The organism is Leptolyngbya sp. AN02str, assembly GCF_050565595.1.
GTDB lineage: Bacteria > Cyanobacteriota > Cyanobacteriia > Elainellales > Elainellaceae > Kaiparowitsia.
Map to the genome: position 1 here is coordinate 53166 of NZ_JBNXVR010000020.1, position 25805 is coordinate 78970.

Below are 25805 nucleotides of genomic sequence, written 5' to 3' on the forward strand. Positions count from 1 at the left end.
ACTCAGGCTGAGTAATGTTCTAGACATGTGAATGTGTGTGGTAGGAGGGCGGCTCTACCGTCCTCCTACCACACACATTCATAACAGTGAAATACAACCCTCAGGTTGAAGGAGCGCAGGACGTGCATGTCCTCACGCTACTTTTCGGTCATGGTCCACACGCCGTCGTCCCAGGCTTCGTCTGTGGGCGGATTGCTCAGCCAGTAGTTAATTCGCTTCAGATGCAGCTCGGCAGGTTTGTCGTGATTATCCAGGTCTTCCAAAATGGTGCCAAAGCGGGTGAGGGCGCTGGTGAATTGGCGCTTCAGGTAAAATTCGCGCCCCTGCTGGTAGAGTTCAATTTTGCGCTTTTGCCCATCCGTTAGGGTTTCGGTTTGCAGGCCCACCAGTTCGTAAATGCTAACGGGTTGGGTTTTACCTTTGACCCGAATCCGGTCTAGCTCTCGTACCCACAGGCGATCGCGACAAGGTTCGTAGGTGGTTTCGCTAATCACAATATCGGTGCCGTATTGTTTGCTGGCCCCCTCCAATCGAGAACCCAGGTTCACACCGTCGCCAATGGCGGTAAATTCCATCCGTTTGCTGGAACCAATGTTGCCGCTAATGACCGTGTCGGAGTTGATGCCAATGCCAATGCGGATGGGCGCGAGGCCACGCTCAACTCGCTGCTGGTTAAACACGGCAAGCCGATGGCGCATTTCGACCGCTGTTTGTACCGCCATCCAGGGGTGATCATCCAACGGCAGCGGCGATCCGTACACCGCCATGATGGCATCACCAATGTACTTATCCAGCGTGCCTTTGTAGGTAAAGACGGCATCCACCATGGATTCAAAGTACTGGTTCAGCATTTCCACCACTTCTTCGGCGGCCATCGATTCCGTTAGGGTGGTGTAGCTGCGAATATCGGAGAATAGGACGGAAACCTCTTTGCGATCGCCCCCCATCTTGGCCGCATCGGGATTTTCAAACAGCTGCCGTGCGACCTCTTCACTCATATAGCGCGACATGGTGAGCTTCAGCCGTTTCTCATCGCTCACATCTTCCATCACCACCAGCACACCCGAAATTTCGGTGCTGTCGGCAGCGTCGGCAATGGTATTCACCGACAGGTTAATGCTGTGTTGTTCTTCGCCTTCTAGCGATTGCAGCGTCAAGTCTGGATAGTATTGCTCGCGGCTCTTGTCGTCGGTGGCGGCTAGTGCCATGTCAATCCAGCGAGAGAATTCGCCTTTTTCTAAGCTAACGAGTTCCTTCACCAATCGCCCTTCTAGCACCGTATCGGGCTCGAGCCCCAGCAATTCGCGGGCGCTCTCGTTAGCCGCGATGATATGGCCGTTCTTGTCGGTGGAGATAACGCCATTGGTGAGCGATCGCAAAATATCGCGCTGGAGCTGTTCTTGCTGCTTCACCGTAGCGAACAGTTTGGCGTTTTGCAGAGCCACACCGGCCTGAATATTGAACGCCTTCATAAATTCCTGGTCATTCCGATTGAAGCTAGCCCGCCAAATTTCCGGTGCTTCAGGGTAGTTTTCAGGATTGTAGGGAGGATACTCGCCTTGCTTTTTCTTGTTGACCAGTTGGGTAACGGCAATTAAGTCGCCGTCGGCATTAAACACCGGCATACACAGCATGCTACAGGTGCGGTACCCGGTCTTTTTGTCGGTTTCCTTGGCGGTATCAGAATTAGGATGTTGGTACAGGTCAAACGGGATTAGCAGCGGTTCCCCGGTGGTGGCAACTCGTCCGGCAAAGCCTGCATCCATGGGAATGCGAATTTCTTGCAGAATTCCGCCAATGGGAATCTTCGTCCATAGCTGATGGCGATCGCGATCCAATAGCCACAACGTGCTGCGATCGGCCTGCATCAGCTCTTTGGCCTCTTCCATTACGCGGCCCAACGTTTCTTCCAAATCTAGGCTGCTCTGGCTGAGGGCTTTGGTTGCCTTCATCAGAGCTGAGGCGGCGCGCTGCTGTTGCGTGGCTTTGTAAAAAGAGCGCGAGGATTCCAGAATCAGCCGGATCGATGGCGCAAAGTCTTCAAAAACCTGCTCGTCGTACGTGGTGAACCCACCCAGGTCAATCTTTTCATCAAGCGGCAGGGTGCGATCGCAGTTGGTTTTTAGCTTGTTGATCAACTGCACCACAGCGACCAAATTGCCCTCATCGTTGAGCAGCGGCATGGCCAGCATGGTGTAGGTGCGGTAGTGATTCTTTTTGTCAAATTCCTTGGCGGCGGTAGAGCGGGGGTCGGTGTAAAAGTCGTAGGGAATGTTGACCACGCGCTTGTAGGTGGCTGCTTCGCCCGCAATCCCCACATGGCTGGGAATGCGTAGCTCCAGATTGTTGCCGTGTTCATCCTTGGCAACAATCGACCACAGCTCGTCTTTTTCTTCGTCTAGCAAAAAAATGGTGGTGCGATCGGCATTCAGCAGCTCCCCCGTTTTCAGGGTGATGGAGCGCAGCATTTCGTCCAAGATCGCGTCAAAGCCCTGGGAATCCAACACACTGTCCAACATAGACAGGGTTTGGTTGACGACCCGCAGCTTTTGCTCCACATCCGTAACAACCTGTTTGAAGGTGTCTTGGGTGAGGGGTGCCAAAAATGTCGAAAAGGAGCCTCGCGTGGTTGTGAGGGCGCCGCTTTGGGTTGTGGATTGTTCAGAAGCAACACTCACAGTTCCAGAAGAAGCGTCGGCATGGTCTGGAAACAGAATATCAACTTCGGCGATCGCTCCAGCTTCAGAGACGGTTGTCGTATCGCTGACCACCTCAACGGTCACGGTTTCTACCGTTTCCACGGTTACTGTCTCAACCCGAACGGTCACGGTTTCGGCTGAAGCCGAAGATGGTGAACTGTCGCCAGGAGGGCGATCGCTGGAAGACGGAGTAGATCGTTGCGACGGGGAAGCTGTCATGATGATGCACGCGCTCAGAACAAAAGTTGTTCAAGGTTAGGCAGGTGGTGAACAATCGCCATCCGTAGCATCGGTGCCTGCTGCATGGCCATGACCCAGATAATACAGGGACACATCGCCGCATGAAGTGGACTGTGCGACAGAATCAAACGATTGCTCAGAAACCAATGGGATAACTGAGCCTCAAGAATGCATCCACTAAGACTCTATCGATTTGGCTCCAATCCGACAAGCCGCAATTGATACCAATCCTTCTCAATTTTCCCATATCCGGTTGGATGGTCGGGCACCTGCTGAGAACTCTGTCACAGAGTACCCAAGATTGCATGGCACATCGACAGCTCGATTTTGCTTCTAAAAGGGATAGAATCTTGCGTCTATCCAGTGCTGCTGGGAGGAGTTATCCCTCGTGCCACAACGGTTTGGGTGAGTTGAAACGGTTTGGGTGAGTGCTGGTGATGAGCTGTGTTGTGGATATCTAAGCTGCCGTTGGGAGCGATCGCGCGCCCAAAATCGACTGGTAAAATCCCTGGAGCTGCTGAGTTGCCGCAGCCCAGCCCCACCGTTCGGCTTCGGCACGAGCATTGTGCCGTAGGGTTTCGCGCTCGGCGGTATTGGCCAGCAGCCGTTGAGTTGCGGCGATCGCTCCCTGGTCATCAGCCGGGTCAAACAGGTAACCATTGACCCCATCGGTCACAATGTCGGGAATGCCGCCCGCATTCGCTGCAATCACAGGACACCCCGCTGCCATAGCCTCCAGCAGCACCAGGCCCAGCGTTTCCGTCCGAGAGGGAAATACAAACGCATCGGCAGAGGCAAAGGCACTCGCCAACGTTTGCCCGCTCATGTACCCGGCAAAAAAGGCAGATGTTCCAGCAAAAATCTTCTCCAAATCGGCTCGGTAGGGGCCATCGCCCACCAGCGCCAACCGCGCATTGGGAATCGCTTCTAATACTGGCTTGATGCGATCGATTTCCTTCTCGGCTGAGAGGCGGCCTACGTAGAGTAACAACGGAGAATCAGGATTGCCCTGAGTCAAGTGCGATCGCATCTCTGCACTCGCCAAAGTCGGATCAAACAGCTCCACATCCACGCCCTTTTGCCACACATCTACCCGTTCAATTCCATGGCTTTCGAGCGCATCTTGCATCGCCGTCGAAGTCACCAAATTGATTTCGGCCTGGTTATGCATCAGCTTCAGCAATTCCCACAGCACACCTTCCAGCATGCCCAAGCCATAGTGCTCCAGGTATTTGGGCAAGTGAGTGTGATACGACGCTACTAGAGGAATGCCCAACGACTTGGCATAGTACAGACCGCCTACCCCCAGCACAGCTGGATTCACGATATGGATCAGATCGGGCTTGAATAGCTCCAATTCTTTGCGAATGGAGGGGCGAGGCAGCGCCAACTTTAATTCTGGATACAGAGGCAAAGGAAACCCCGGCACACCGTTAATTTTTGCTCCCTTATATTCGCTTAGCCCGCCATCTGGCGAAAATACCAACACCTGATCGCCCAATCGCTGCAAGTGGTCAACGGTGTGGCTGAGGCGTGTAACGATGCCATCAACCTTGGGCAAAAAGGTTTCGGTAAATAGAGCAATACGCATAGGGAATCAACACAAAAGAACGGTTAAACAAGCGATACAACACACCAAAAAAAAGGATAAAGACTGAAGAATGAACATTCATTCGGTCTTTATCCTCTTTATCTTACGCACTTAGGCTTTCCACTTCACTTTGGGAAGGATTTCCTTCTCATCTACTCGGTGCTTGTACTTGATCGCAAAGTTGAGCAGGGAATCTAACAGCGAATCGGAGAGATAGTGAGGTTCCAATCCCAAGCTGATAAGGCTAGTATTCTTGGCGTTGAAGTAGTGCTCTTCTAGCTCGACGCGAGGGTTCTCAAGGTTATCAACTTGTATCTTCAGGCCCAGGGATTCTCCTGCTTTTTGCACCATGTTGGCCAGGTCACCCACGCTAAACAGCTCGGTGAATTGGTTGAACACGCGGAATTCACCTGGTTTTGCTGGATTTTCGCAGGCAATTTCGATACAGCGTACAGTGTCGCGAATATCGAGCAGGCCACGGGTTTGGCCGCCCTTGCCATATACCGTGAGGGGATGGCCGATCGCCGCTTGGATACAGAAGCGGTTAAGCGCGGTACCAAACACACCGTCGTAGTCGAGACGGTTGATCAGCAGTTCATCCATGCCGGTTTCTTCGGTCAGCACACCGTACACAATGCCCTGGTTGAGGTCGGTGGCGCGCAGACCCCAAATTTTGCAAGCAAAGTGAATGTTGTGAGAGTCGTGAACCTTGCTGAGGTGATAAAAGGAGCCGGGCTGCTTGGGATAGGGAAGGGTATCCTTGCGGCCGTTGTGCTCAATGGTGATGTAGCCTTCCTCGATGTCAATATTGGGGGTGCCATACTCACCCATGGTGCCCAGCTTGATCAGGTGGCAATCGGGGAAGTGCTCGTGCATGGCATAGAGCAGATTGAGGTTGCCGATCACGTTGTTGCTTTGGGTGAGAACGGCATGCTCTCGGTCGATCATGGAGAAGGGGGCAGAACGCTGCTCACCAAAATGCACCACGGCATCTGGTTGGAATTGGAGCATGGCGTTCTTCAAGAATTCGTAGTTGCAAATGTCACCGATGAAGAGATCGATGGATTTGCCGGTTAAATCTTTCCAACGCTGAAGGCGCTGCTGAATGGGGGCAATGGGCGTGAGGGTGCCGATGCATAGCTCGTTGTCCCAGTGACGACGCACCAAGCTGTCTAGAATACCAACATCGTGACCCCGGTTTGATAGGTAGAGCGCTGTTGCCCAACCGCAGTATCCGTCTCCGCCAATAACTAGGACTCTCATCTGCTTAGCCATACTTACCGATACTCCGCTAAACATACCAGAGTTTGCACCCGGTTTGGATCTTCCCTAGAGGAAAAGGTTTGCCGGTTGAAAAACCGAATTTTGGTGCGATTTGTTAGGGTTGGCGAAACTGTGAAATAGCTGGTACCGCGATTGTTGAAGCTTAATGTGCTGTTAACGTTGCTTGAAGAATTGGGGTGGTTGGCTGTAGGAATGGGGTGGCATGATGCGATCGCCCTTTTGGTCATCTTTTGAGGTGGCCTCCGATGAGCTGAGCATGAGCGTCAGCCTCGTGTCTGGTTCGTTCATTGGGTTTGCTTTTCGCCAGGGGGTTTAGTTGATGGAGTTACTTGGTCTTCAGCATGAACTGGGTAGGCGACAAAATTTCAACTCTAAAAGAATTTCAACTTCAGGCTCAAACATGAGATCTTCTGCATGAATCATTGCGTGGTTCTGCTGCGCAATGATTCATGCTTTTACAAGAGCCCTGTGCAGGTTGGCTGATGAAACACTGAATTAAAATTTTGTCTAAACAAAAAACTAACAAGAGAGATTCAATCATTAGGTTGTGTTGGTTGAGTTCTCACTTCCTTAGATGATCCATAGATTTCAAGTTAAAGATATGTGGTCGGCTTTTATCACCAATCGTGGCCAAAGCTGAATACAAAGTGGTGATTTCAGGTGTGGTTTCTAGAGATGGATACACTCGAAATTAGTGGCTTTCACGATTGTCAGGATGGGGGATAAAAGTCGTCTGCGAAAGCAATTGCTGACCTTCCAATGTGGCTAGTTTTGCTGTGGGCAAGCTGCCCAATGTTTTGGAAGAGATGTCGAATATGTCATGTGTATAGACAGGAAATTTGGATATGAGATTTGATGCTTTGCGGTTTGGGGTGACCTCGGTGGCGATCGCTGCGGTGGTCTCGATGGCGGCTGCGATGCCAGCACTGGCCAATACGGCAACCCTTGTGGGCAGCTCAGGAAGTCGAATTAACGTACGAGAGTCACCTTCGACACGCGCTCGCATTCGTCACTATGGCCTTCCGGGCGATCGCGTCAATATTTTGGCATCGACCAATGCCTCTGATGGTTACACGTGGTACTCGGTGCAGTTTCCTCAATCTGGCGCACGCGGCTGGATTCGGGGTGACTTGCTGCGGCTCGATTCTGCCGGAGCACCGCCCGATTCCTTTGCTCCACAGCGGATTTCCTTTGCACCGGGCACCTCTTCGGCCAACGTCGGCGGACGAGTGCAGGGCGGCCAAGTGCGCGAGTACATTCTGAACGCTCGCGCTGGGCAATCCATGTTTACCCAGCTCACGGGAACCAGTTCCTTCTTGCAAGTGTTGGTGTATGCACCCAACGGGAATAACGTGTACGTGGGAGGGGGAAACTGGTCGGGGAGATTGCCTAGCAATGGCGACTATCGCGTGCAGGTACGAATTGTGCCCGAAGAGCAGGCAAACGCCAGCGGTGAATATAGCCTTACGGTTGGCATTCAGTAGCTTTCCTGGTTAGCCGTTTTGTGTGTGCCCGATGGGATTGCAGCATGGCTGCGTGGCAAAGGATGGGGATGAACCTTCGTCATGCTTTTGGATCATCCAAGTGGGTGAATCCCCTTGTTCCATTGGTGTGACAGCATAGAACCCGCGTCGGTAAATGAGATAGACCTGGGCTTACCGGAACTTACCTCCTCTATAAGCTGCCAGGTCTTTTTTCCGTGTGTGACTGGTGATCGCAATGGTCAAGCCGCGAGGGATGAATGCAGCCCGGTCTGAGCATGTCAAGTTTTGGCGAGACTCTCGCTATGCCGATCTGGAACTGCTGTACGCCCACTACATTACCCACTCCTTTGCTCGCCATACGCACGATACGTTTGCGATTGGGGTGATTATGCAAGGCGCAGAGGCGTTTGTTTATCGCGGTGCGCAGTACGTGGCTCCGACAGGGCATGTGGTGGTGATCAACCCTGGTGAGGTGCACACGGGATCTGCGGCAACGGAGATGGGCTGGACCTACCGGATGCTGTACCCGGCGGAGGAATTGTTGCGACAGGCGGCAACCGAGACATGGGGAGGTGCTGCGAATACGCCTTATTTTGCCGAACCGGTGATTTGGGATGAAGACTTGCGGCGATCGCTCTTGCTCCTCCATGCTGCATTGGAACACTCGGATTCGCCTTTGGAGCAAGATTCGCGCATGGTGTGGACGTTGGCCCAAATGGTGCAGCGCCATGCAATCGCCCATCGATTTGAGCCATCGGTGGGGCGAGAGTCGGGCGCGGTGCAACGGGTGCAGCGCTATCTGCACGACCATTTTGCCCAATCAGTCACGCTGAATGAATTGGCTGCGATCGCCAACTTAAGCCCGTATTATTTTCTGCGAACGTTTCGGCGACAAACGGGATTGCCGCCCCATGAGTATTTGAATCAGGTGCGGCTGAGACAGGCCAAGGTGTTGTTGCGACGGGGATGGGCGATCGCTGATGTCGCCCACCACGCAGGCTTTTCCGACCAAAGCCACCTGACTCGCCAGTTTAAGCGCATGATGGGCGTAACTCCCGGACAGTATCGGCAATCAACAGATTGACCTCAGAAAAGCCCATTTTTGCGTGTGCGTTGCGCACGCAAAAATGGGCACTTCAGATTATCCATAACTCACGTCAGATTAGAAAAAGCTGGCCGGGGTTCACCCATCAAGCCCAGCACTGAGCATCCCACCTTGCCAACAGGAAATTTTGTGTTGGCACAAGACAAGCGCTAGATGCGATCGCGCTTGTTGCTGCTGGGCAAGGCGGGTGGGCGATCGTAGGGCATGGGAATGTACTGCACAGATGGGCGACCGGCAGCAGGTTGTGGGTACAGTTCCATCAGGGCGTAAATTTCCAACGGTAGACCCACGATCACAGGTAGCCCCAACTCAGTTGCTTCTTCTACGGTGACTGGATAATCGTGCGTGACTTGTCCGGTGGTGAGGGCATCAATGATGCGATCGATATTTTCAGGCTTGATTTTTTGGGCAGGAAAGCTGTCTTCCAGCAGTGTTCGCACAAACCGCTGCACCTGCCGAATGGCCTTTTCCGCCAGATCAGCAGTAATGATAGTTTGATCATCAATTTCGCTGATGGGCTTGGTTTGTAGCACCTTGAGCACACTGGCCGCCGCCACATTTCCCAATTGCGGATCGACCGGGCCTAGCACGGCGTTCTCATCCATCACAATTTCGTCGGCGGCCATGGCCAGCATGGTGCCACCGCTCATGGCGTAGTGCGGCACAAATACGCTGACTTTGCCGCGATGGCGCACCAGAGCGCGGGCAATTTGCTCGGTTGCGAGGACCAATCCGCCGGGGGTATGCAGCACCAAGTCAATGGGCACGTCGGGCGGCGTAAGTCGAATGGCCCGTAGCACCTGCTCAGAATCTTCGATGTTGATGAACTTGGCCAGAGGAATGCCCAAAAAGCTCACGGATTCCTGCCGATGAATCATGAGAATGACGCGGCTTCCGCGCTTTTGCTCGAAGGCGCGAATGGCTCCCAATCGGCGGGCTTGGGTAGTAAATCGGGCGATCGCAGGCTGCACCACTGAAAAAATGACGAAGATAAGAAATAGGTTGCCAAAGTCCATGGTTGATTCCTTTGTGAAAGGGGGCTGCACGGTTCACACCTGAGTTTAATCACGCCGTTTTAGGAGCGCAATATCGTTCAAGACGGATTTCTCATGCAGTTTCTAGACTGAGATATGGTGCAAAGTTTGGAGAGCCTATGCAAGAGTTTTGGCGTGGAGCAGGGCGGGCGTTGGGGGTGGTGGTTGGCTTTTTGCCGATTGGCATGAGCCTGGGGGCGATCGCCATTCAAACAAAACTCTCGTCTGCGGTGACTATCTTCATGTCGATGTGGCTGTATGCCGGAGCCTCCCAATTTGCACTGGTCGAAGCGGCAAAGCAGCAGTTGCCCTGGCTCAGCATTTTGATCACCGTGCTGATTATTAATTTGCGGCACATTGCCATGAGTTTGTCGGCGCAGTCGGTGTATGGGCATTTTCCACGATGGCAGCGGTGGGTGCTGGCAGCGGGGCTGATCGACGAAACCTTTGCCCTGGAAATGACGGAGGAAGCGCGATCGTTTCCCTACTATTTGGGCATGCATGTGTGCTGCTGGCTGTCGTGGGTGGGGGCAACGGCGATTGGGTGCCAGTTGGGGTTGCTGTTGCCAGAGCGCTGGCTGCAATTTGCCCTGCCAGCGTTATTTCTGTGTTTGCTTTTGGCCAATGTGCGGCGGCAGGGGCGAGGCATTTGGGCCGTGGTGGCGATCGCTCTGGCTTTGGTGCTGATGTTGCAGTCCTTTGGCTCAACGGGAATTTTGCTGGCAATTTTGGGTGTGGCGATCGCGGCCTCTGTTTTGCTGCGTCCCCAAGCCAGCACCCAACCTTAGGGATGCTCAACTTTAGGGATGTCCGTTTTAGTCCTAACCTTTCACGCGAAATCGCAATATGAACATTTGGTGGACGATTGTTTTGGCTGGAATTGGAACCTACCTGATGCGGAGCGTTGGTGTGTGGCTGCCGTCGAAGTTCATTCCGTCGGCATGGCTAGCGCATTTGCCCCTGGCCGTAATTTTGGTGCTGACCATCAGCAGCCTGACTGGATTTACAGAAACCACATCAGGGACTGTGGGAGCGATCGCCGCGAGCTTGGTAGTTGGGGTGGCAAGTTGGTACAAGCTGCCGTTGGTAGTGTGTATTGCGCTGGGGTGTGGCGTGTTTGGTCTGCTGGCTGGGGGGTGGGATTTGGGATCTTAGATTTGGTGATTGCGGATTGAGGATGTGAGAGGGCTGTGTGTTTGGCTGTTGCGCATCCAAGAAGGGAGATTGCAGCTCAGAAAACCGAAGCTGGATAGGCCACGTGAGGCCACATGCTCTAACCAATCCCCAAGTCAGGAGTAATCCAAAACCCTCAATCCAAGATCTAAAATCCAAAATCTAAAATCCCAATGTCCTAAAACCGATGTCCCAGGCCCAATTGCGCACGAACGGGTTCTTCGCCAGGGGTATTCACCGGGCGGTAGCGGACATCTCCGTAAATCACAATGTTGCGGTTGATGGCGGTTTCGGCTCCAGCTGTGATGACGAGTCCGTTGCGATCGCCCAGCAATGTTTGCTCACCGGGGCGAACGATCGCGTATCCTGCTCCGGCAAACACATTAGCAGCTCGGCCAACCGGAACATCATAGGTAACGGTCGGTAGCACCGCCTCAACCTCGTTGCCAATCACGACCGTACCTCGAATGGAAACGGGAGAATCTTGCAAGTCTACTCGGCCTTGAATTTGCCGCTCGTTGGCATGGGGCGAACTGGAACTGGCGGCATTGCTGCGCGGGGTGAGCTGGTCGCCAAGCCATCCGGCAGCGCTATTGGTGCGCACGAGCGATCGCAGCCCAGAGTCCACATTGTTGCCATCGAGTGTGACCCCAAGGTAGCTGCCTTCCATGCCTGCCGAGCGAGGATTGGCCAACACCGGATTCCCCAACAGTGCAACCCCAACCACGCCTAGCACCAAACCCAGAGTATGCATATTGCCACGATTGCCTCACTAAAACGATGGCCTCAAAACCCTCTCACTTCAATCAACCGCCTTAAGAACCCTAGAGTTGCGGCACAAGAAGTTGGATTTTCTGGTTTCCAAATATTTTTCCATCATTGGCGTTGCTGCTCCGGGAAATTCAGCCTGCATGGAAAACTTTCATCCCCCCTCCGAGATGCCACTGAAAATGACCCAGACTAAGCCAAACTAAAACGGCCGCAGCACATCTTGAGTGAACCGTACTTCAAATACCTGATTGGGCTGGATGGTAACCTCTTGTGGCGCTGTAATAAAGGTGGTTGCGGCACCGCCCGCTGCGCCTGCCAGGATTCCCAACAAGCCAATGCCGCCCGTGAGTGCTCCCAGCAGCCCAACGCCCGCCGCACCAATCGCCGAGTTACGAATCAGATCGCGTTCTGAAACGTCGCGATCGCCCCCCAAAGAGTTGGATTCTGCTTCAACCAGGATGTTGCGATTGTTGAGCGTAACTGCCTGGGCAATAAAGCGTCGCCGTCCGCCTGAGCGAGTTTCAAACCGACCAATTACCTGACTTCCCACAGGAATGACCAAGCGGCCATAGGGGTCGTAAACGGGCGAATTGACCAGCAGTACCTCTTGCCACTCCTCGCGGGATGTAAGCGCTAGCGGCGTTGAGCCTGGATAGCGCAAAAACATGATGGTGCCTGCGGGAACCAGCGCATTGGGATTGAACTGCTGCACCGGAGCCTGCGACTGGTTATAGGGAATGGCGGCGGGAGCCGGACTGGTCGTTGCCGAGGGAATGCTTTGGGGAATGATGGTCGGAGAAGGGGTTCCCAAGGTTGGGGGTGGCACGGTTACGGTGGCTGGCGTGCGCACTTCGGGCAGGGCAGGAGGCAGGCCGTAGTAGTTTTGCGCGATCGCCCCCATGGGCTGGGTTGACCCACTGACGGGCTCAACTGCAATTGGAATGGCGTTGGGTTCGAGCGATGGCAACGGTGCTGTTGCGGGCGCGGCCACACTTGGAAACACAGGCTGAGTCGAAAATTCGCTGGGAACGAGGTCGCTGCTGGCGGGTTGAGTCAGCAAGGTATCGGCTCCGGTGCCCACCAAAACGGGTGCGGCCTCGCCTCCCATGGCGGCTGCGCTAAAGGGCAACGGAATTCCGGCTGCTACCGACGCATCTTCGGTGAGCGCTGTGTCGGGCTTGAGCTGGGGCACAAACGGTACGGGTAGCAGTTGAGATTCTGCGATCGCCATTGTCGTTGGGCTGCTGGTTCCTAGAACTGCTGGCTCAGCCGTATCTGCATTGGCAAGATCATTAGCAAGATTGGGATTGGCGAGATTTTCACGACCGAGATTGGCGCTAGCAAGATTGGCGTTGGCGAGTAGGGGCCGCAAAGCCCAGCGCACCTGTCCCGACTCCTGCCCTGATTCGGTGGTGGCTGTTTGGGGAGTCACCGCTTGCAACGACACTTGACCCGGAGCCAATTCCACTTCGGGAGCTAGCTCCAGCACAATGCGAGTAATTCCCGGCTCAAATTCGCTCACTCGCACGGTACGCACTGCCCCAGAGTAGGCGTGTTGGGTGGCGATCGCCCCTTGGTCTGCGGTGGGCACATCCAGCACAATGCGAGCCGGTTGCGCCAGCATAAAGTAGCGCGGAGTCACCCCGGCGGGCAGAGTGACTTCTAGCTGGTCCGTATTGGGGTCAAAGCTCCAGGGGGTGGGGCTGGCCGCGTGTAGCGAGGTCGCGCTCAGCATGACCAACAGTCCGGGAGTGGTGCCCATCGTGAGGGCCGATAAGCCCAGGCTGATCCAAAATTTGCAAGATTGTTGAATGAGTGTCATAAGAAATCGTCTACCGGAGGGTGTCCAGTAACCTCATGCGGAATGATGGGCAACTATGGGCTGTGTTGGCTGAGCAAGCGTCTCGCCTTGGCTCAAATTTAATTAAACTCTCGCAAAAGGATAATAAATTTTGGGCGCAATGGCTCACGAATGGGTTGGATCGTGGCGAAATTGATCGCGGTGTTGGGCCAGGGTGCGATCGCACCCGGATCGGGTTGAGGCGATCGCACGATCGCTGGGATGGATGCTCCGTGTGGGCTGTTAAGTTGCGAATGGGCTGGAAAATCGGCCGGAACGGTGTCCCAGGCGATCGACTAATTCCGCAAAAAACGGCCCAGAATTTTTGTAGAAAAATTAAGCGATGACTTCGCTTTAAATTATTTGCAAGTCTGCTATTATTAGTATTCGGCACTCCTATTTGGAGAGGTGGCTGAGTGGTCGAAAGCGGCAGATTGCTAATCTGTTGTACGGTTTAGACCGTACCGAGGGTTCGAATCCCTCCCTCTCCGTTCAAAATCAACCTTTCAATCCTGAACCAGAATGCGACAATAATCGTGTCTGGTTTTGTTGTTGATAGGGCGATCGCCCTATCAACAACACTAAAATTACATCCCTCAATGTTTGCCAAAACTCATGAGCGATCGCGTCCAGATTGAGCCGCTGTCTTCATTTCAAGATTCGCGTGGAGTGGTATTTAAGCCGCTGCTAGCGGACGAGTTGGCCCAGCAGCGCGATGTGCATGTGGTCGTTACCGAACCGGGCTGTGTGCGCGGCAACCATAGGCATCAGCACGGCACGGAAAGCATGACGGTGTATGGCCCTGCCTTGGTGCGCTGTCAAGAAGGCGACACCATCACCGATACAGAAGTGGCCGCAGGCGATATCGTTCGTTTCACCATTCCTGCTGGGGTAGCCCACGCAGTCAAGAATACGGGCGATCGCCCCAGCTTGATGGTGGTATTCAACTCCGATGCCTACAACGACAATCAGCCAGACGTAACCCGAGTGCAACTGTTTGAGTAGCGCTGCTGATGCGAGTCTCAACGGTTTCAAAATCGGCAACCCGTCAGAATTTCCTTATATTCGTTTGCTAGAGTTTTGAGCATTCGCCAATTGGCGTTGCGCGGTTTTGCCAGGAGCTGCCCCATTCTACAGGCACCTGCAACATGGCAAATCACGGTGCGATCGCCTTGGCTATGCCACCATCCCCCAAGGTGAGCGCGGAGTCAGCAATCGACTGACCATTTCGTTTTAGGTGTGAGTTTGATCATGAAAAAACTTGCGTTTTCCAGAATGTTTGCGGCTGGACTCAGCCTCACTGTTTTGGGCCAGGGGATTGCTGCTGCGGTTCCCTCGCCGTTGCCCCAACTGGCCCAAACGTCATCCCCCTGGTACAACTGCCTCACTCGCGAGGTCTTTACTCCCGAAAAGCAAGCCTGGTGCGATCGCCTCAATACGCTCTTCAATGCCACGTATCCCATGCCCACGCTAGGGCCAGACCCCCAAGTGGGGACCGCTACATTTGAAAATGGACAGTTTTCGGATCCCAATCGTGAATTAACGATCACTCTATTTCGTGAACAGGGTCGTATCGCCATGGGTGATATTGACGATGATGCTTCCATGGATGCAATCGTGACCATGGTGATGAATACGGGCGGTACGGGCAATTTTGTGTATTTGGCACCCGTGCTGAATGTGGATGGCGATCGCGTTCCCTTGATGCCAATTGGATTGGGCGATCGCGTTCGCATTGTGGATATCGAAATTTTGGGGAACAACCGCTTTAGCGTAGACATGGTGACGCAGGGGCCAAATGATCCTGCTTGCTGCCCATCGCTAGAGGTGGTGCAATACTACGAGCTGCGAGATAGGGAGATTGTACAAATTCCCCAACCGGATGATGTTGCACCCAACCCCGCTGTATCGATGCTTCCCAATGGCACCACGATCGCTTTCTTTCAAACGGGTGGCTATGCGGTGCGTGTGTTCGTTCGCGATGGCATCACTCGCATGAACTTGTTCAATAAGCAAACCGGACGTTTGGAACTGAATGGCGTTTCTGCTGTGGTGTCAATGGATCCTGAAGGCGTAACCTACAGCTACGATGGCCCCAACTGGACTCATGTATACCTCAACAATACAAGTGGCCAATCTCTCTCGATGAATGGCGAAGTGCAGCAAGATGTCGCATCGGTGTCGGGCACGATCACGTACCGTCCCCGGATTGCGCTGCCACCCAATGCGATCGTGGAGGTCTCGCTTGCGGATGTGAGCCGCGCCGATGCACCTGCGCGAGTGCTGGCCTCGCAAACCCTGGTGACTCAAGGCCGCCAAGTTCCCTTTGCCTTTGAGCTAAACTACGACCCCAGCCAAATCAGCAACCGCGATCGGTATGTGGTGCAGTCTCGCATTACTGTTGATGGCGAACTGCAATTTATCAACACTTCGGCGATCAACGTTATTACCAACGGCAACCCTACACAAAATGTTGAGGTTGTGGTTGATCCGGTGTAGTCCCTCTTTGTAGGGCTGAAGATTGTTTTATAAGGGTGCGATCGTTGGGGTGCCTGCTCTGGTTGCCCTCACCTCCCCAGCCCTCCTCTCCCAAATCTGGGAGAGGAGGGAGTAGAACTCTTTTTAGCCCCCTGTTTCTAAGCTTGGAAAAAGCTGGAATCAGAGCCATTGGCGAGAGGCGCAAACCCCTTCCGGCTCCCTTCTCCCAGATTTGGGAGAAGGGCTGGGGATGAGGGCCAAAGCGTTATGCCCTCACCTCCCCAGCCCTCCTCTCCCAAATCTGGGAGAGGAGGGAGCACAGCCCCTTCTGGGTTACTGCAATCACATCAGAGAATCTGGAAGACCTTTTTAGGTGTGGGCACTCTAGTCGAGATGCTGTCATTACTGATGCCAAAGGACTATCCTCGAATTCGGGGGACAACTCGGGAAATTGAGATTGCCGCTCGTCAGCTACGACGCAACCCAACACTTGCGGAAGCACAGTTATGGAGCGCTCTGAAACGGAATCAACTTGGTGGGCTCAAGTTTCGCCGACAGCACCCGATCGGGCGATTCATTGTTGATTTTTGCTGTCCATCCTGCAAGCTAGTCGTGGAGGTGGATGGAGACATTCATCAGCAGCAAGCAGGCTATGACGAGGCCCGGACAGAGCAACTGCAAGCATTTGGCTATCAGGTGTTGAGAGTGACGAACGAAGACGTTCTCAACGATTTACAAGCGGTTTTAGTGCGTATCGCTCAAGCCGCAGAAACTCAGCTTCCAGTAGAAGCGATGAACGACTGAAACTGGCAAACTGCTACAACCCGAATATTGCAATTGCCCAGTTTCGTAGCGCAACTCAACTGACCGACACAACCTAGTACCCGGTGCCAGGTATCGGAACCTCGAAACACCTGTTTTTCCGTGTGGAGGGGCTTCACAATAAACTTGTGGGATCGGACTGAAGCGCTTATCTGCTACAGTTTACGAGTCGTGATGAGAGAGAAGAGACAACCACTACACCACCATTCCTGCTCCCCACACCAACCACCTCAACACCACCAACCCATACACCCACAACCACAAAAACCCACAGAAATGGGAGACTTCCCCGTGAAGAGGAAAGAGAGGGATTGAGAGCAGAGTAGCTCAGGTAATTGCCATCCTCACGCCAGCCGACGCGATCGCAAAATTCACCCCAAATTTTATCGCCTGGATACTCACCATCTAATGTTGCACCACAGTCTACATAAATTTGCTTCTGTACGCTAAAGCCAAACAGTCCGTTGCTGTACTTTATCCACAGCCCATCTATGGCTAGTAGATCTTCGCAGGGAAAGTTGAGCAGTTCTTCTCTCTCAAACCATTGGCCTTCTTCTTTGCCTACAGCAGTGATCATCAGCCGATAGGTTTCTTCGTCAGCTTCTTTCCACTGTTGCACTTTCAGCAATGCTTCTAAGGTTTGGTATTTTGAGCGTTGCGCGGTTATTTCCAGGCTTTGTAGCATGGCGAGTAGGTCGTCGCTGAGCTTGTCTGGACGAGGATACTCTTGGAGGCAAAGGGTTGCCAGGTCTGCGGCTTCGCTGCCCATGTCACAGGCTTTTTGAATCACTGGAGCCAACAATTTAGGTGGCAGTTGGGCGGTGTAGAGCAGCACGGTTTCTCGCCAAATTGCGCCGTTCCAATGCTGCAAGATTAAGCCAGCATTTTTTTGTAGCGTGATTTTGTCTTCGACTTGGGCAAGCTGAGTCGCAGCAAAAAATCCCTGAAAGCTGGCATGGGGAAACTCATATTCCTTCGGTTCGCGTTCCACCAGCAGTTCGCTTACATCCACAATTTGCTTGAGCCAATCGGCTGGGTCGATTTCTTCGTCTTGCACAAGGGGATGTTGCTCAACAAAGGTGAGCAATGCCTGCTGAGAAATGGTGAGCTGGTTAGTTCTCAACATCTTCAATGCAAGCGATTGCAGCAGTGCATTACTTTTGGCAAAGGGCAGCAGCATTTGAATTCCCCGCGCCTTGGGACGATCTTCCAGTTGCAGTTTGCAAATCCCGCGATAGAGTCCAAGACGTTGCTGTGGTAGCTCCTGGGTAGGGTCAAACCGATGGTAGGTAACCAGCATATTGAGTAGCAGCGGGTTTTCGGCCATGTAGCCTAGCTCGCCCCGACGCTGATTCAGTTGGTCAATTAGGCTAGTGGCGCGTTCTGCGGCAACTCGTTTGGCAATGCGGTACTGTTTTGGTGAACGACAGCACTGCTCTTGGCACAGATACCAGCGGTGAATAAATTGTGCTTGCTGTTCGAGTGTGAACTTGTTGACATAAATGGGAATAGCAGGCTTTTGAGCGGCGTAGTCTTTATATCCGGCAGGGCGCGACGTAAGGATAAAGACCGATCGCGGATATTCCTGCATTTGGGCGCTGAGCCATTGGCTGACATGGGTGCGTTTGGCTTCGGGGATTTCATCAAATCCATCAAACATCACCAATGCTTCGCCGTTGACCAACAATTGCTCGGCCCATCGAGGTGGTGCGGTTAGGGGATGGTTTTTGGATAGGCTGGGAATGTGGCAGTTGGTGATGAGTGCAAGCAGGCTGGGAGGTTGGGCTTGGCTGAGTTCCTCAACCCAATCGCGTAAGCGCAGCAACACGGGAATATAGGCAGGAGCGCGATAACGCCTCTGTTTGCGCTGGCCATAAATTAAAGTGACGTGGCGTAGTAGCGTAGTTTTGCCCATGCCACCCTTGGCCAAAATACACATTTGTCGAAATTGGCGATCGCTCTCTGACCGTTTCAGCAAATCCCAAATGCTGAGGTTGGGGCTGGGTAGCAATAGCTGACGATTGGAGCGGTTGGGTTTCAACGCACCACTGCTGACCGCACCGCTTAAATCCAGTGGTACAAACACCTGCTCTAGCAATGGAATAGCGGTACGATCGGGGTTGAATCCTTCTGAGATAAATTCTTCGCACAGTCGGGCTTGCTTCTCCAGGTAGTCCTTTGTAATGTCTGACGTGATAGCTGACCAACCGTTGAGGAGCGATCTTTCGACAGCTCCAATGCCCCAATCCAAAAGCTGATCAATTTTGGGAGCCAGCTTCTTCCCGGTTTTGATAACCAACCAGACTGCGGCGGCTACTGCAAAGCACCATCCCGCTTCCGTCCATTCGCTTCTGGTCACTTTTGCAATACCAACCGCGCTTAACGCTCCAGGCACCCCAAAGGTAACCAGCTTGCTATCTAACAGCTCAAATACTTTTTCAAGAGTGGTTGGAACAAGGTTTGAAGGCTCGTCTGGCATGGAGCTTTATCGACAGATGAATGATTTATTTGTAGCGCAAAGCAGTTCAATCCTTCCAACTAAGGAGACCAGATGAAAAAAATGAGTGCCAAACTTATGATTCGTTAAGGGCAACGCAGAGTTCTTAAGTGAGTTGCATATCCCAATAGGAGGCTTCGATTTTGTGTCCATCAAGGTCGCGGACAAAGCAGCCGTAGTAGGGTTCGCCATAGGCGGGGCGGGGGCCAGGTGCGCCATCATCTACACCACCAGCGGCGATCGCCGCCTCATAGAATGCATGCACCTCCTCCTTGGTAGCAGCCATAAAGGCAATGTGCGTGCCATTTCCTACCGTTGCCGTTTGCCCATCAAACGGAGTTTGCACCCAAAACTCGGGATATTGTTTGCCATAGGCGACTGCGCCGGGATGCTCCATCATGCGCTTGCACCCTAGCGTGGGAAGGACGCGATCGTAAAAGGCAACCGCCCGGTCAAAGTTATTCGTACCCAGGGAAATGTGGGAAATGATGCTGGGAGATTCGTCCATCATTGCCTCCAAAAAACGCAGTACTTCAGAACAATTGTACTGTTTTTCTTTGGCTGAGGGTTCGCTTGTAACAACCCGAAACCAACCTCTAGCGAAGCAGCTAGAGGTCATCATCAAGGTTGGCTAAGGGTGCGATCGCCCGTTGCTAATGCGATCGCCCATTGCTAAGTGACAGTGGCCGTAGGTTCGGGCTGCAACCAAGGCCCAAATTCTTCCACAAAGCGATCGCTCAAAATTGACTCGCGAATGCGTTGGGTAAAGCGAATCAGCTCATGAATATTGTGAATGGACAGCAGCGTAAATGCCAACAATTCGCGGGCGTGTAGCAGGTGGCTAATGTAGGCACGGGTGAATGTGCGGCAGGTGTAGCAATCGCAGGCTGCATCCAGCGGAGTGAAATCGCGACGAAAGCGATTGTTCTTCACATTCCAGCGATCGCCCCCAACCAGCGCACAGCCATGCCGCGCTAGCCGGGTGGGAATCACACAGTCAAACATGTCAATGCCAGAGGCGATCGCCTGCACCATTTCTCGATAGGTGCCCACCCCCATCAAATATCGCGGCTTGTGGGCAGGCAGCATGGGCGTGGTGGCCTTCACAATTTTTTCAATCAGCTCTGGAGGTTCCCCCACGCTCACCCCACCAATGGCGTATCCGTGGGCATCCATTTGGGCGATCGCCTGAGCCGCCGCCGCCCGCAAATCCAGATAAGTGCCGCCCTGCACAATTGGAAACAGCGCCTGGTCTGTCCGCTGATGAGCAGCAAAGCACCGCTCTAGCCAACGTAACGTGCGATCGGTTGCCGCCTGTACCTCTTCGCGGCTGGCTGGATACGGCGGACATTCATCAAACGCCATAATCACATCTGCACCCAGCGCATTTTGAATCTGCATCGATCGCTCTGGAGTGAAGTGAATGATCTGGCCATCGCGGGGCGATCGAAACGTAACGCCCTCTTCTGTAATGGTGCGCATTTCGCTCAGGCTGAAGACCTGAAACCCGCCAGAATCGGTAAGAATGGGGCCATCCCATCCCATAAAGCGGTGCAGCCCGCCCGCCGCTGCCACAATGTCTTCTCCCGGTTGCAAGTGCAAATGATAGGTGTTGGCCAAAATCATTTGCGCCCCGGTCGCCTTTAGGTGCTCGGGCGTAACTGTTTTTACATTTGCCAAGGTGCCCACTGGCATAAACCGAGGCGTTTCTAAAATGCCGTGCGGAGTGTGAAACACGCCAACTCGCGCCTTGGTGTGGCGGCAAGTGGCCTGAAGCTGAAACGAAAAACCCAACGGAACAACCCCTAAGCCGAGTGTAATGCGAACCTCATTTTAGCCCACGCCGACTGCTCGCGTGTGCTTGAGCAGGTTCTGGACTAATTCTTGGCTGCGCATTGCGACCAATCGGCAGGCCTACATCGAAAAGTTTTCTTCGTCATCAATTCGCACATCCCAGCCAGCCGACAGCACTTCGGCAACGACGGCTTCTAATGCTGCAACGTTGAGCTGCCGACGACTCTGCTCTTCTAGCGGGTTGGAGAGCGGAATGATTTGCAATTGGCGACTATCTTGAACAAGCTCAAAGCAGGGTTGACCATCTGCAGTTTGCTTCAGTTCCAAGTAATCAAAGCTGTGAACGTTGAGGTAGAGCGAATAGTTAGCCACCATGGTCGATCGCTGCGGGTCGGAAAAAACTTCCATCACGTAGCCTTCGCTGTCACTGCTCAACTGGTTGTCTTGAACATAGCGGTAGCGGACACGACCCAAATCGGAGAGCAACCGTTCCATGTCCTGTTTATTTGCAATGATGCCAACGTCAACAAGACAAGGAGCAGGTAGCCTGTTGTTACCAAAGCGTTGTTCGTGACTCATACCAAAGGTTTGTGTTGTACGGTGAACAGCCCTGCGACAAAAGACTGCGTTTATAAATGCGTAATGCAACGAAACGGGCTTATGAAGGTTGCTGAGAACAGAATGAAGCCTGTATCAGCTTTATTCTATAGACCACCCTGATGATTTGAAATGAACGGTCGCAAAATTGTGGGGGATGGTGGGTAAGCTATAGCTCGGATCGGAAGGTTTGTAGGATGAATATTTGGCTGAATGGAACTCTAGCTACCCCAGCGATCGCCTAAATAGCTAAACCCAAATCTGTAAAGCCAAAATGGTATTCACTGAAACAATCTTAACTTACAGAAATATATTGATCTCCTAATGTAAGGGTTGAACGGCTGATTCAGCCTGCATTCCAGCAACTTGAAGAGAAATTCTTGAACGCAATATTCAGATTATGGCTTTAATCTGATGGAAGAGATTCAGTGTTATGGCTGAACCTCTTTTTGGGTGAATGTGGTATGAAAAAGCAGCAATGAATCAGCGATCGCAACGACACAACGGAGTTTGGCGCTTTAAGGCAGTCGGTTTTGAGCTACTGGCGGCGATCGCTTTCTATACCCGCATTCCTATTCCTGTACGCCGCACGTTGGAGTTTGCCCATATTTCTCGCTATGTGGTGTTGGTGGGCCTGTTGATTGGTCTCCTACTAGTAGGGATTTCTGTTGGCCTATCGGCAGTGGGCGTTCCCAATCTCACCCGCTGTGGGTTGCTGGTCGTGGCTTGGATTGGGCTGACGGGTGGCCTCCACTTAGACGGGGCGATGGATACTGCCGATGGCTTGAGCGTCACCGATCCCCAACGACGGCTAGATGTGATGAGCGATAGTCGATCAGGGGCATTTGGTGTGATGGCGGCGATCGCCCTCATGCTCCTCAAAACGGCGGCTCTAGCCGAGGCTCGCCATCCGCTGTGGTTGATGCTGCCGTTGGCCGCTGGGTGGGGGCGCTGGGCACAACAGGTGGCGATCGCTCGCTATCCCTATCTCAAAGCCATGGGCAAAGGCTCATTTCACAAAGCTGCCCTCCCCTCAATTTGGTACACGGTTCCTAGCTTGCTGCTATTGCTAGCGCTGTGCACCCTTCCTTTGCTGCACGGTTCGCAACTCTGGTTAACCAGCTTGGGATTGGCCTTGAGCGGAGGAGCGATCGCCCTGCTGGTGCCAGCTTGGTTCCATCACCAGCTCGGTGGCCACACCGGCGATACCTACGGAGCCGTTGTAGAGTGGACAGAGACCCTCTTCCTCGTCGCCGCAACCGCTCTCTAGAATTGATGCTGAACCACTCCTAACCCCTAGCCCCTAATTCCTCCCCTCCTCCTAATTCCCTACTCCCCTCTCCCCCCTATGGACTGCGACATCCTCGCCCCAGATTCCTTCTCTGCCTGCATTACCGCGCTAGGGCTCAATACCATTCAGCGGCATGTGTTCATTTGTGCCGACCAAACAGTGCCCAAATGTTGTGACAAGGGCGAGAGCTTGGTCGCTTGGGATTATTTAAAGAAGCGGCTGAAGGAATTGAAACTGGATGCACCCACGGGCGATCGCCCCTCTTGCGTATTTCGTACCAAGGCCAACTGTTTGCGCGTATGCCAGCATGGCCCAATTTTGGTGGTATATCCCGATGGCGTGTGGTATCACAGTGCCACCCCCGAAGTGATTGAACGCATCATTCAAGAGCATTTAATCGGAAACCAGATTGTGCAGGATTACGCCTTTTTGCAGCACTCATTGCCAGATCCAGTCCAGTAATTTACCAGGCTGAATGAAATGAGTGTAGCCCGGCGATAAATCTCTCCAACGCTGGCGGCAACCTTTCTGACTGGAGGAGGCAACTTGTGGTGCGGTTCAATCTCGTGTGGCGTCATGAATGGCGATCGCAGGATGATTGAGATAGGACTTACGCACGTCATCCGAAAAAACAGGGGGTTGAATCATGTTAGAGCCAGTGGTTCGCCAAGCAGGGTGGAAAGCCCTGGCTGAACATAGATAGATGCCCTAAACCCGATCGCCCTTCCTGCATCGGGGATGTTCTAGTCATGTGCAACACACCCACGCATCGAGTGTGACAGAGTGTCAAAGATCATCAATATAAATTGGGCAAAGTTTAAGAGATTTTGGCGAACTTTGCGTGTTTTTACAAATGCCCTCAGAATAAAAGCAAAACTGTTGCGATTGTTTGCCTAAGCTTGTAGCAAGCACAACTCGGCAACCCAGCCCTGCAATGGCACCATAAACGCTATGTAATGCGCAAGGCAGTCTAACAGGCCGCCTCGCTTGCCGCCACTCACCAACGACCCCCATGTTTGAATACCTGCCCCCCCTGAACGAACACAACCTGCCCTACCCCGACACCATTCATCCCATCGTGGTTCACTTTGTGATTGCCATGGTGTTGTTTGCCTTTGTGTGCGACTTGATTGGCTACTTTGGCAAGAATAGCCGCTTATTTGAAGTGAGCTGGTGGAACTTATTCTTCGCTACTATTTCTATCTTCATCGCCATTCTCTTTGGCCAAATAGAAGCAGGATTGGCAGAACCCTACAATGCTGCCGTGCGCGAGCTCAACTGGCATACCACGTTAGGGTGGTCGCTATCGGCCATTTTGTCGGGGGTGACGGCATGGCGCTATATCCTCCGCTCGAAAGATCCAACGACTGTGCCCATCCCCTACCTTGGGGTGAGTGTGCTGCTCATGCTGCTAGTCTGCGTTCAGGTTTACTGGGGCGACAAGTTGGTGTGGGTTTATGGCTTGCATAGCTTGCCCGTGGTCGAAGCCATGCGGGAGGGAGTGCTGTAATGAGCGATGAACTTCTAAATGAGGTGGCTTCTCGCCTTGGTCCCAATGGGTTGCCCTATGCAATTCCGATTCATCCCAACTTGGTGCATCTAACGTTGGGCCTGTTCATTATTGCGATTGCCTTTGATGTGGCAGGTACCTTATTTCCTCTAGAGCGTCCCTTGCTCAAAATTTTGGCCATTCCCGCGACGCGTTCCAACTTTTACGATGTGGGCTGGTACAACCTATTGGCCGCGTCCATCATCACTTTCTTCACTGTAGCGGCTGGCTTCTTTGAAATGTTTTTGGCAACGCCCGCGGCTAACCTCAAAAGCGCCTGGGGACTGGGGCCAACCACCACCATGCTGGCCCATGGCGTCGGTGGGGTAATTTTGCTCTTTTTCATGGTGGCAATGACGGTTTGGCGAGGGTTTCAGCGATTTTCATGGCGCAAAGATCGGGCGCAACAGGTGCAGTGGACTTACCTGGGAGCTGGCTTTGTCATGCTGTTTCTACTGTTTGTACACGGAACTCTAGGAGCTCACTTGGGCGCAGAGTTTGGCGTACATGTCACTGCCGATGACTTGCTGCGCATAGGCCAAGATCCCAATGCGGTGCTGAGATAAGCTGCGAGGAATGTATGAATATTCGTTTGATTGGCAGATTGGCATTAATCCTTGCGTTCATTACCCCCATCAGTTGGTGGATGGGACGGGTTTCCTATACGTGGCTCCCCGTTGAGGCTAGTGCCGAGGCCCAGCTCATTGATGAAGTGTTCAGCCTGTTTGTGGCATTGGGCACGGCTGTGTTTTTGGGGGTGGCAGGCACGATTGGCTACTGCCTCATCTTCAACCGGGCTGGCAAGTATGACAACAGCGATGGCCCACCGATTGAAGGCAACATTCCGCTAGAGGTGGTCTGGACGTTGCTTCCGATCGCACTCGTCCTCTTCCTCTCAACTTATAGCTACCAACACTACGAAAAAATGGGCATTCAAGGCCCCATGCAGGTGGTGCATTTTCACAATCCGTTGGGGATGGAGCCTGCCTACGCTGCCGAATCTGCTGATCAAAAACCCATCGAAGAAATTGAAGTCTACGCTCGGCAGTGGGTGTGGGAGTTTCGCTATCCTCAGCACAACGTCACCACAACGGAGCTGCACTTACCCGTCGATCGTCGGGTGCACCTAACGATGCAGACCGAGGATGTAATCCACGGCTTTTACATTCCCGCCTTTCGCGTGAAGCAGGATATTGACCCAAATCATGTGACCGAGCTGGAATTTACTCCTGTGCTGGAAGGTGCCTATCGGTTGGATAACTCTCAGTTCAGCGGCACCTATGCAGCGGTGATGAATGCGGATGTGTTTGTGGAGTCGTTGGAGGAGTACGATCGCTGGCTGGCCGATGCCGCCCGCTCAACCCCCCGACCCGCCACCAACAAAGCCTTTACCGAGTACGCCCGCAAAGAGGAGCAAGGGTTTGGGGGGTGGCCCTCAATTGCCCCTGCTCCTCCTCCATTGGTGAATTACCCCACCCAGCAGGGGCGAAAAGTGCCCTCGGCTCCCACCACGTTGAGAGAATCCTAAATCTTTAACCACTGTTCTATTCCCCTGT

General features: G+C 53.2%; 24 protein-coding genes and 1 tRNA gene. 14 read left to right on the plus strand and 11 right to left on the minus strand.

Translation table 11 applies throughout. The annotated features are described in order from the left end of the window. Nucleotides 1-137 precede the first annotated feature (137 nt). From ACQ4M4_RS16060 to ACQ4M4_RS16075, 4 genes are all read right to left on the minus strand, one after another. Nucleotides 138-2918, minus strand: coding sequence for a GAF domain-containing protein (locus tag ACQ4M4_RS16060; protein ID WP_430685449.1), 2781 nt, complete (start codon nucleotides 2916-2918; stop codon nucleotides 138-140). Between the two features lie 478 nt (nucleotides 2919-3396). Next, the gene (locus ACQ4M4_RS16065) at nucleotides 3397-4530 is read right to left on the minus strand and encodes a glycosyltransferase (protein WP_430685450.1); all 1134 of its coding nucleotides are present in this window, start codon (nucleotides 4528-4530) and stop codon (nucleotides 3397-3399) included. Nucleotides 4531-4641: 111 nt separating this feature from the next. Then, a complete protein-coding gene (locus ACQ4M4_RS16070; RefSeq protein ID WP_430685451.1) occupies nucleotides 4642-5805 on the minus strand; it encodes an NAD-dependent epimerase/dehydratase family protein in 1164 nt (387 codons plus the stop codon). A 162-nt stretch (nucleotides 5806-5967) separates the two neighbouring features. Further along, a complete protein-coding gene (locus ACQ4M4_RS16075; protein WP_430685452.1) occupies nucleotides 5968-6102 on the minus strand; it encodes a hypothetical protein in 135 nt (44 codons plus the stop codon). A 557-nt stretch (nucleotides 6103-6659) separates the two neighbouring features. Here ACQ4M4_RS16075 and ACQ4M4_RS16080 point away from each other — a divergent pair. After that, the gene (locus ACQ4M4_RS16080) at nucleotides 6660-7298 is read left to right on the plus strand and encodes an SH3 domain-containing protein (RefSeq protein WP_430685453.1); all 639 of its coding nucleotides are present in this window, start codon (nucleotides 6660-6662) and stop codon (nucleotides 7296-7298) included. 235 nt (nucleotides 7299-7533) lie between these two features. Continuing rightward, the gene (locus ACQ4M4_RS16085; protein WP_430685454.1) at nucleotides 7534-8382 is read left to right on the plus strand and encodes an AraC family ligand binding domain-containing protein; all 849 of its coding nucleotides are present in this window, start codon (nucleotides 7534-7536) and stop codon (nucleotides 8380-8382) included. 170 nt (nucleotides 8383-8552) lie between these two features. Here ACQ4M4_RS16085 and ACQ4M4_RS16090 read toward each other — a convergent pair whose 3' ends face one another. Continuing rightward, on the minus strand, nucleotides 8553-9419 hold the full coding sequence (locus tag ACQ4M4_RS16090; RefSeq protein WP_430685455.1) for an SDH family Clp fold serine proteinase: 867 nt from the start codon (nucleotides 9417-9419) through the stop codon (nucleotides 8553-8555). Between the two features lie 137 nt (nucleotides 9420-9556). Here ACQ4M4_RS16090 and ACQ4M4_RS16095 point away from each other — a divergent pair, with 137 nt between their 5' ends. Both ACQ4M4_RS16095 and ACQ4M4_RS16100 read left to right on the plus strand, forming a co-directional pair. Then, entirely contained in the window at nucleotides 9557-10225 is a 669-nt protein-coding gene (locus ACQ4M4_RS16095; protein WP_430685456.1) for an AzlC family ABC transporter permease, read from the plus strand. A 58-nt stretch (nucleotides 10226-10283) separates the two neighbouring features. Beyond that, a complete protein-coding gene (locus ACQ4M4_RS16100) occupies nucleotides 10284-10592 on the plus strand; it encodes an AzlD domain-containing protein (RefSeq protein ID WP_430685457.1) in 309 nt (102 codons plus the stop codon). Between the two features lie 196 nt (nucleotides 10593-10788). Here the strand turns inward: ACQ4M4_RS16100 and ACQ4M4_RS16105 are convergent, their stop codons facing one another. Both ACQ4M4_RS16105 and ACQ4M4_RS16110 read right to left on the minus strand, forming a co-directional pair. After that, on the minus strand, nucleotides 10789-11364 hold the full coding sequence (locus tag ACQ4M4_RS16105; protein WP_430685458.1) for a hypothetical protein: 576 nt from the start codon (nucleotides 11362-11364) through the stop codon (nucleotides 10789-10791). Between the two features lie 216 nt (nucleotides 11365-11580). Further along, nucleotides 11581-13203, minus strand: a complete 1623-nt coding sequence (locus tag ACQ4M4_RS16110) for an AMIN domain-containing protein (RefSeq protein ID WP_430685459.1) — start codon at nucleotides 13201-13203, stop codon at nucleotides 11581-11583. A gap of 20 nt (nucleotides 13204-13223) precedes the next feature. On the opposite strand from ACQ4M4_RS16110, the gene ACQ4M4_RS16115 reads away from it, so the two are divergent. The 5 genes from ACQ4M4_RS16115 (at nucleotide 13224) to ACQ4M4_RS16135 (ending at nucleotide 16503) form a co-directional block, all read left to right on the plus strand. Then, entirely contained in the window at nucleotides 13224-13568 is a 345-nt protein-coding gene (locus ACQ4M4_RS16115) for a hypothetical protein (RefSeq protein ID WP_430685460.1), read from the plus strand. A gap of 55 nt (nucleotides 13569-13623) precedes the next feature. Then, nucleotides 13624-13712 (plus strand) — tRNA-Ser (locus ACQ4M4_RS16120). 124 nt (nucleotides 13713-13836) lie between these two features. Then, nucleotides 13837-14226: a cupin domain-containing protein gene (locus ACQ4M4_RS16125; RefSeq protein ID WP_430685461.1), complete on the plus strand. Its 390-nt coding sequence runs from the start codon at nucleotides 13837-13839 to the stop codon at nucleotides 14224-14226. A gap of 246 nt (nucleotides 14227-14472) precedes the next feature. After that, on the plus strand, nucleotides 14473-15720 hold the full coding sequence (locus ACQ4M4_RS16130) for a YbaY family lipoprotein (RefSeq protein ID WP_430685462.1): 1248 nt from the start codon (nucleotides 14473-14475) through the stop codon (nucleotides 15718-15720). A gap of 387 nt (nucleotides 15721-16107) precedes the next feature. Continuing rightward, nucleotides 16108-16503: an endonuclease domain-containing protein gene (locus ACQ4M4_RS16135; protein ID WP_430685463.1), complete on the plus strand. Its 396-nt coding sequence runs from the start codon at nucleotides 16108-16110 to the stop codon at nucleotides 16501-16503. A gap of 166 nt (nucleotides 16504-16669) precedes the next feature. Here ACQ4M4_RS16135 and ACQ4M4_RS16140 read toward each other — a convergent pair whose 3' ends face one another. The 4 genes from ACQ4M4_RS16140 to ACQ4M4_RS16155 form a co-directional block, all read right to left on the minus strand. After that, nucleotides 16670-19000, minus strand: coding sequence for a GUN4 domain-containing protein (locus ACQ4M4_RS16140; protein ID WP_430685464.1), 2331 nt, complete (start codon nucleotides 18998-19000; stop codon nucleotides 16670-16672). A gap of 124 nt (nucleotides 19001-19124) precedes the next feature. Beyond that, entirely contained in the window at nucleotides 19125-19529 is a 405-nt protein-coding gene (locus tag ACQ4M4_RS16145) for a VOC family protein (protein ID WP_430685465.1), read from the minus strand. 161 nt (nucleotides 19530-19690) lie between these two features. Further along, complete coding sequence (tgt, locus tag ACQ4M4_RS16150) at nucleotides 19691-20812, minus strand: tRNA guanosine(34) transglycosylase Tgt (protein ID WP_430685466.1); 1122 nt, start codon at nucleotides 20810-20812, stop codon at nucleotides 19691-19693. A gap of 120 nt (nucleotides 20813-20932) precedes the next feature. Beyond that, entirely contained in the window at nucleotides 20933-21391 is a 459-nt protein-coding gene (locus ACQ4M4_RS16155) for a hypothetical protein (RefSeq protein WP_430685467.1), read from the minus strand. A 496-nt stretch (nucleotides 21392-21887) separates the two neighbouring features. Here ACQ4M4_RS16155 and cobS point away from each other — a divergent pair, with 496 nt between their 5' ends. The 5 genes from cobS to ACQ4M4_RS16180 all read left to right on the plus strand — a co-directional run bounded on the left by cobS (nucleotide 21888) and on the right by ACQ4M4_RS16180 (nucleotide 25777). Continuing rightward, nucleotides 21888-22679 carry an adenosylcobinamide-GDP ribazoletransferase gene (gene cobS, locus ACQ4M4_RS16160; protein WP_430685468.1) on the plus strand — a complete coding sequence of 264 codons (792 nt, stop codon included), beginning with the start codon at nucleotides 21888-21890 and terminating at the stop codon, nucleotides 22677-22679. Between the two features lie 78 nt (nucleotides 22680-22757). Continuing rightward, nucleotides 22758-23162: a (2Fe-2S) ferredoxin domain-containing protein gene (locus tag ACQ4M4_RS16165; RefSeq protein ID WP_430685469.1), complete on the plus strand. Its 405-nt coding sequence runs from the start codon at nucleotides 22758-22760 to the stop codon at nucleotides 23160-23162. Between the two features lie 550 nt (nucleotides 23163-23712). Beyond that, a complete protein-coding gene (locus tag ACQ4M4_RS16170; RefSeq protein ID WP_430685470.1) occupies nucleotides 23713-24210 on the plus strand; it encodes a DUF2231 domain-containing protein in 498 nt (165 codons plus the stop codon). Next, on the plus strand, nucleotides 24210-24815 hold the full coding sequence (locus ACQ4M4_RS16175) for a DUF2231 domain-containing protein (protein ID WP_430685471.1): 606 nt from the start codon (nucleotides 24210-24212) through the stop codon (nucleotides 24813-24815). Before ACQ4M4_RS16170 ends, ACQ4M4_RS16175 begins: the two co-directional genes overlap by 1 nt. A 14-nt stretch (nucleotides 24816-24829) precedes the next feature. Then, nucleotides 24830-25777, plus strand: coding sequence for a cytochrome c oxidase subunit II (locus ACQ4M4_RS16180; RefSeq protein WP_430685472.1), 948 nt, complete (start codon nucleotides 24830-24832; stop codon nucleotides 25775-25777). The last annotated feature ends 28 nt before the right edge of the window (nucleotides 25778-25805 follow it).

Bases quoted from the DNA above. Each gene is read 5' to 3' on its own strand.
- ACQ4M4_RS16060 (WP_430685449.1), bottom strand. From the start codon at position 2,918: ATGACAGCTTCCCCGTCGCAACGATCTACTCCGTCTTCCAGCGATCGC.
- ACQ4M4_RS16065 (WP_430685450.1), bottom strand. From the start codon at position 4,530: ATGCGTATTGCTCTATTTACCGAAACCTTTTTGCCCAAGGTTGATGGC.
- ACQ4M4_RS16070 (WP_430685451.1), bottom strand. From the start codon at position 5,805: ATGGCTAAGCAGATGAGAGTCCTAGTTATTGGCGGAGACGGATACTGC.
- ACQ4M4_RS16075 (WP_430685452.1), bottom strand. From the start codon at position 6,102: ATGAACGAACCAGACACGAGGCTGACGCTCATGCTCAGCTCATCGGAG.
- ACQ4M4_RS16080 (WP_430685453.1), top strand. From the start codon at position 6,660: ATGAGATTTGATGCTTTGCGGTTTGGGGTGACCTCGGTGGCGATCGCT.
- ACQ4M4_RS16085 (WP_430685454.1), top strand. From the start codon at position 7,534: ATGGTCAAGCCGCGAGGGATGAATGCAGCCCGGTCTGAGCATGTCAAG.
- ACQ4M4_RS16090 (WP_430685455.1), bottom strand. From the start codon at position 9,419: ATGGACTTTGGCAACCTATTTCTTATCTTCGTCATTTTTTCAGTGGTG.
- ACQ4M4_RS16095 (WP_430685456.1), top strand. From the start codon at position 9,557: ATGCAAGAGTTTTGGCGTGGAGCAGGGCGGGCGTTGGGGGTGGTGGTT.
- ACQ4M4_RS16100 (WP_430685457.1), top strand. From the start codon at position 10,284: ATGAACATTTGGTGGACGATTGTTTTGGCTGGAATTGGAACCTACCTG.
- ACQ4M4_RS16105 (WP_430685458.1), bottom strand. From the start codon at position 11,364: ATGCATACTCTGGGTTTGGTGCTAGGCGTGGTTGGGGTTGCACTGTTG.
- ACQ4M4_RS16110 (WP_430685459.1), bottom strand. From the start codon at position 13,203: ATGACACTCATTCAACAATCTTGCAAATTTTGGATCAGCCTGGGCTTA.
- ACQ4M4_RS16125 (WP_430685461.1), top strand. From the start codon at position 13,837: ATGAGCGATCGCGTCCAGATTGAGCCGCTGTCTTCATTTCAAGATTCG.
- ACQ4M4_RS16130 (WP_430685462.1), top strand. From the start codon at position 14,473: ATGAAAAAACTTGCGTTTTCCAGAATGTTTGCGGCTGGACTCAGCCTC.
- ACQ4M4_RS16135 (WP_430685463.1), top strand. From the start codon at position 16,108: ATGCCAAAGGACTATCCTCGAATTCGGGGGACAACTCGGGAAATTGAG.
- ACQ4M4_RS16140 (WP_430685464.1), bottom strand. From the start codon at position 19,000: ATGCCAGACGAGCCTTCAAACCTTGTTCCAACCACTCTTGAAAAAGTA.
- ACQ4M4_RS16145 (WP_430685465.1), bottom strand. From the start codon at position 19,529: ATGATGGACGAATCTCCCAGCATCATTTCCCACATTTCCCTGGGTACG.
- ACQ4M4_RS16155 (WP_430685467.1), bottom strand. From the start codon at position 21,391: ATGAGTCACGAACAACGCTTTGGTAACAACAGGCTACCTGCTCCTTGT.
- cobS (WP_430685468.1), top strand. From the start codon at position 21,888: ATGAATCAGCGATCGCAACGACACAACGGAGTTTGGCGCTTTAAGGCA.
- ACQ4M4_RS16165 (WP_430685469.1), top strand. From the start codon at position 22,758: ATGGACTGCGACATCCTCGCCCCAGATTCCTTCTCTGCCTGCATTACC.
- ACQ4M4_RS16170 (WP_430685470.1), top strand. From the start codon at position 23,713: ATGTTTGAATACCTGCCCCCCCTGAACGAACACAACCTGCCCTACCCC.
- ACQ4M4_RS16175 (WP_430685471.1), top strand. From the start codon at position 24,210: ATGAGCGATGAACTTCTAAATGAGGTGGCTTCTCGCCTTGGTCCCAAT.
- ACQ4M4_RS16180 (WP_430685472.1), top strand. From the start codon at position 24,830: ATGAATATTCGTTTGATTGGCAGATTGGCATTAATCCTTGCGTTCATT.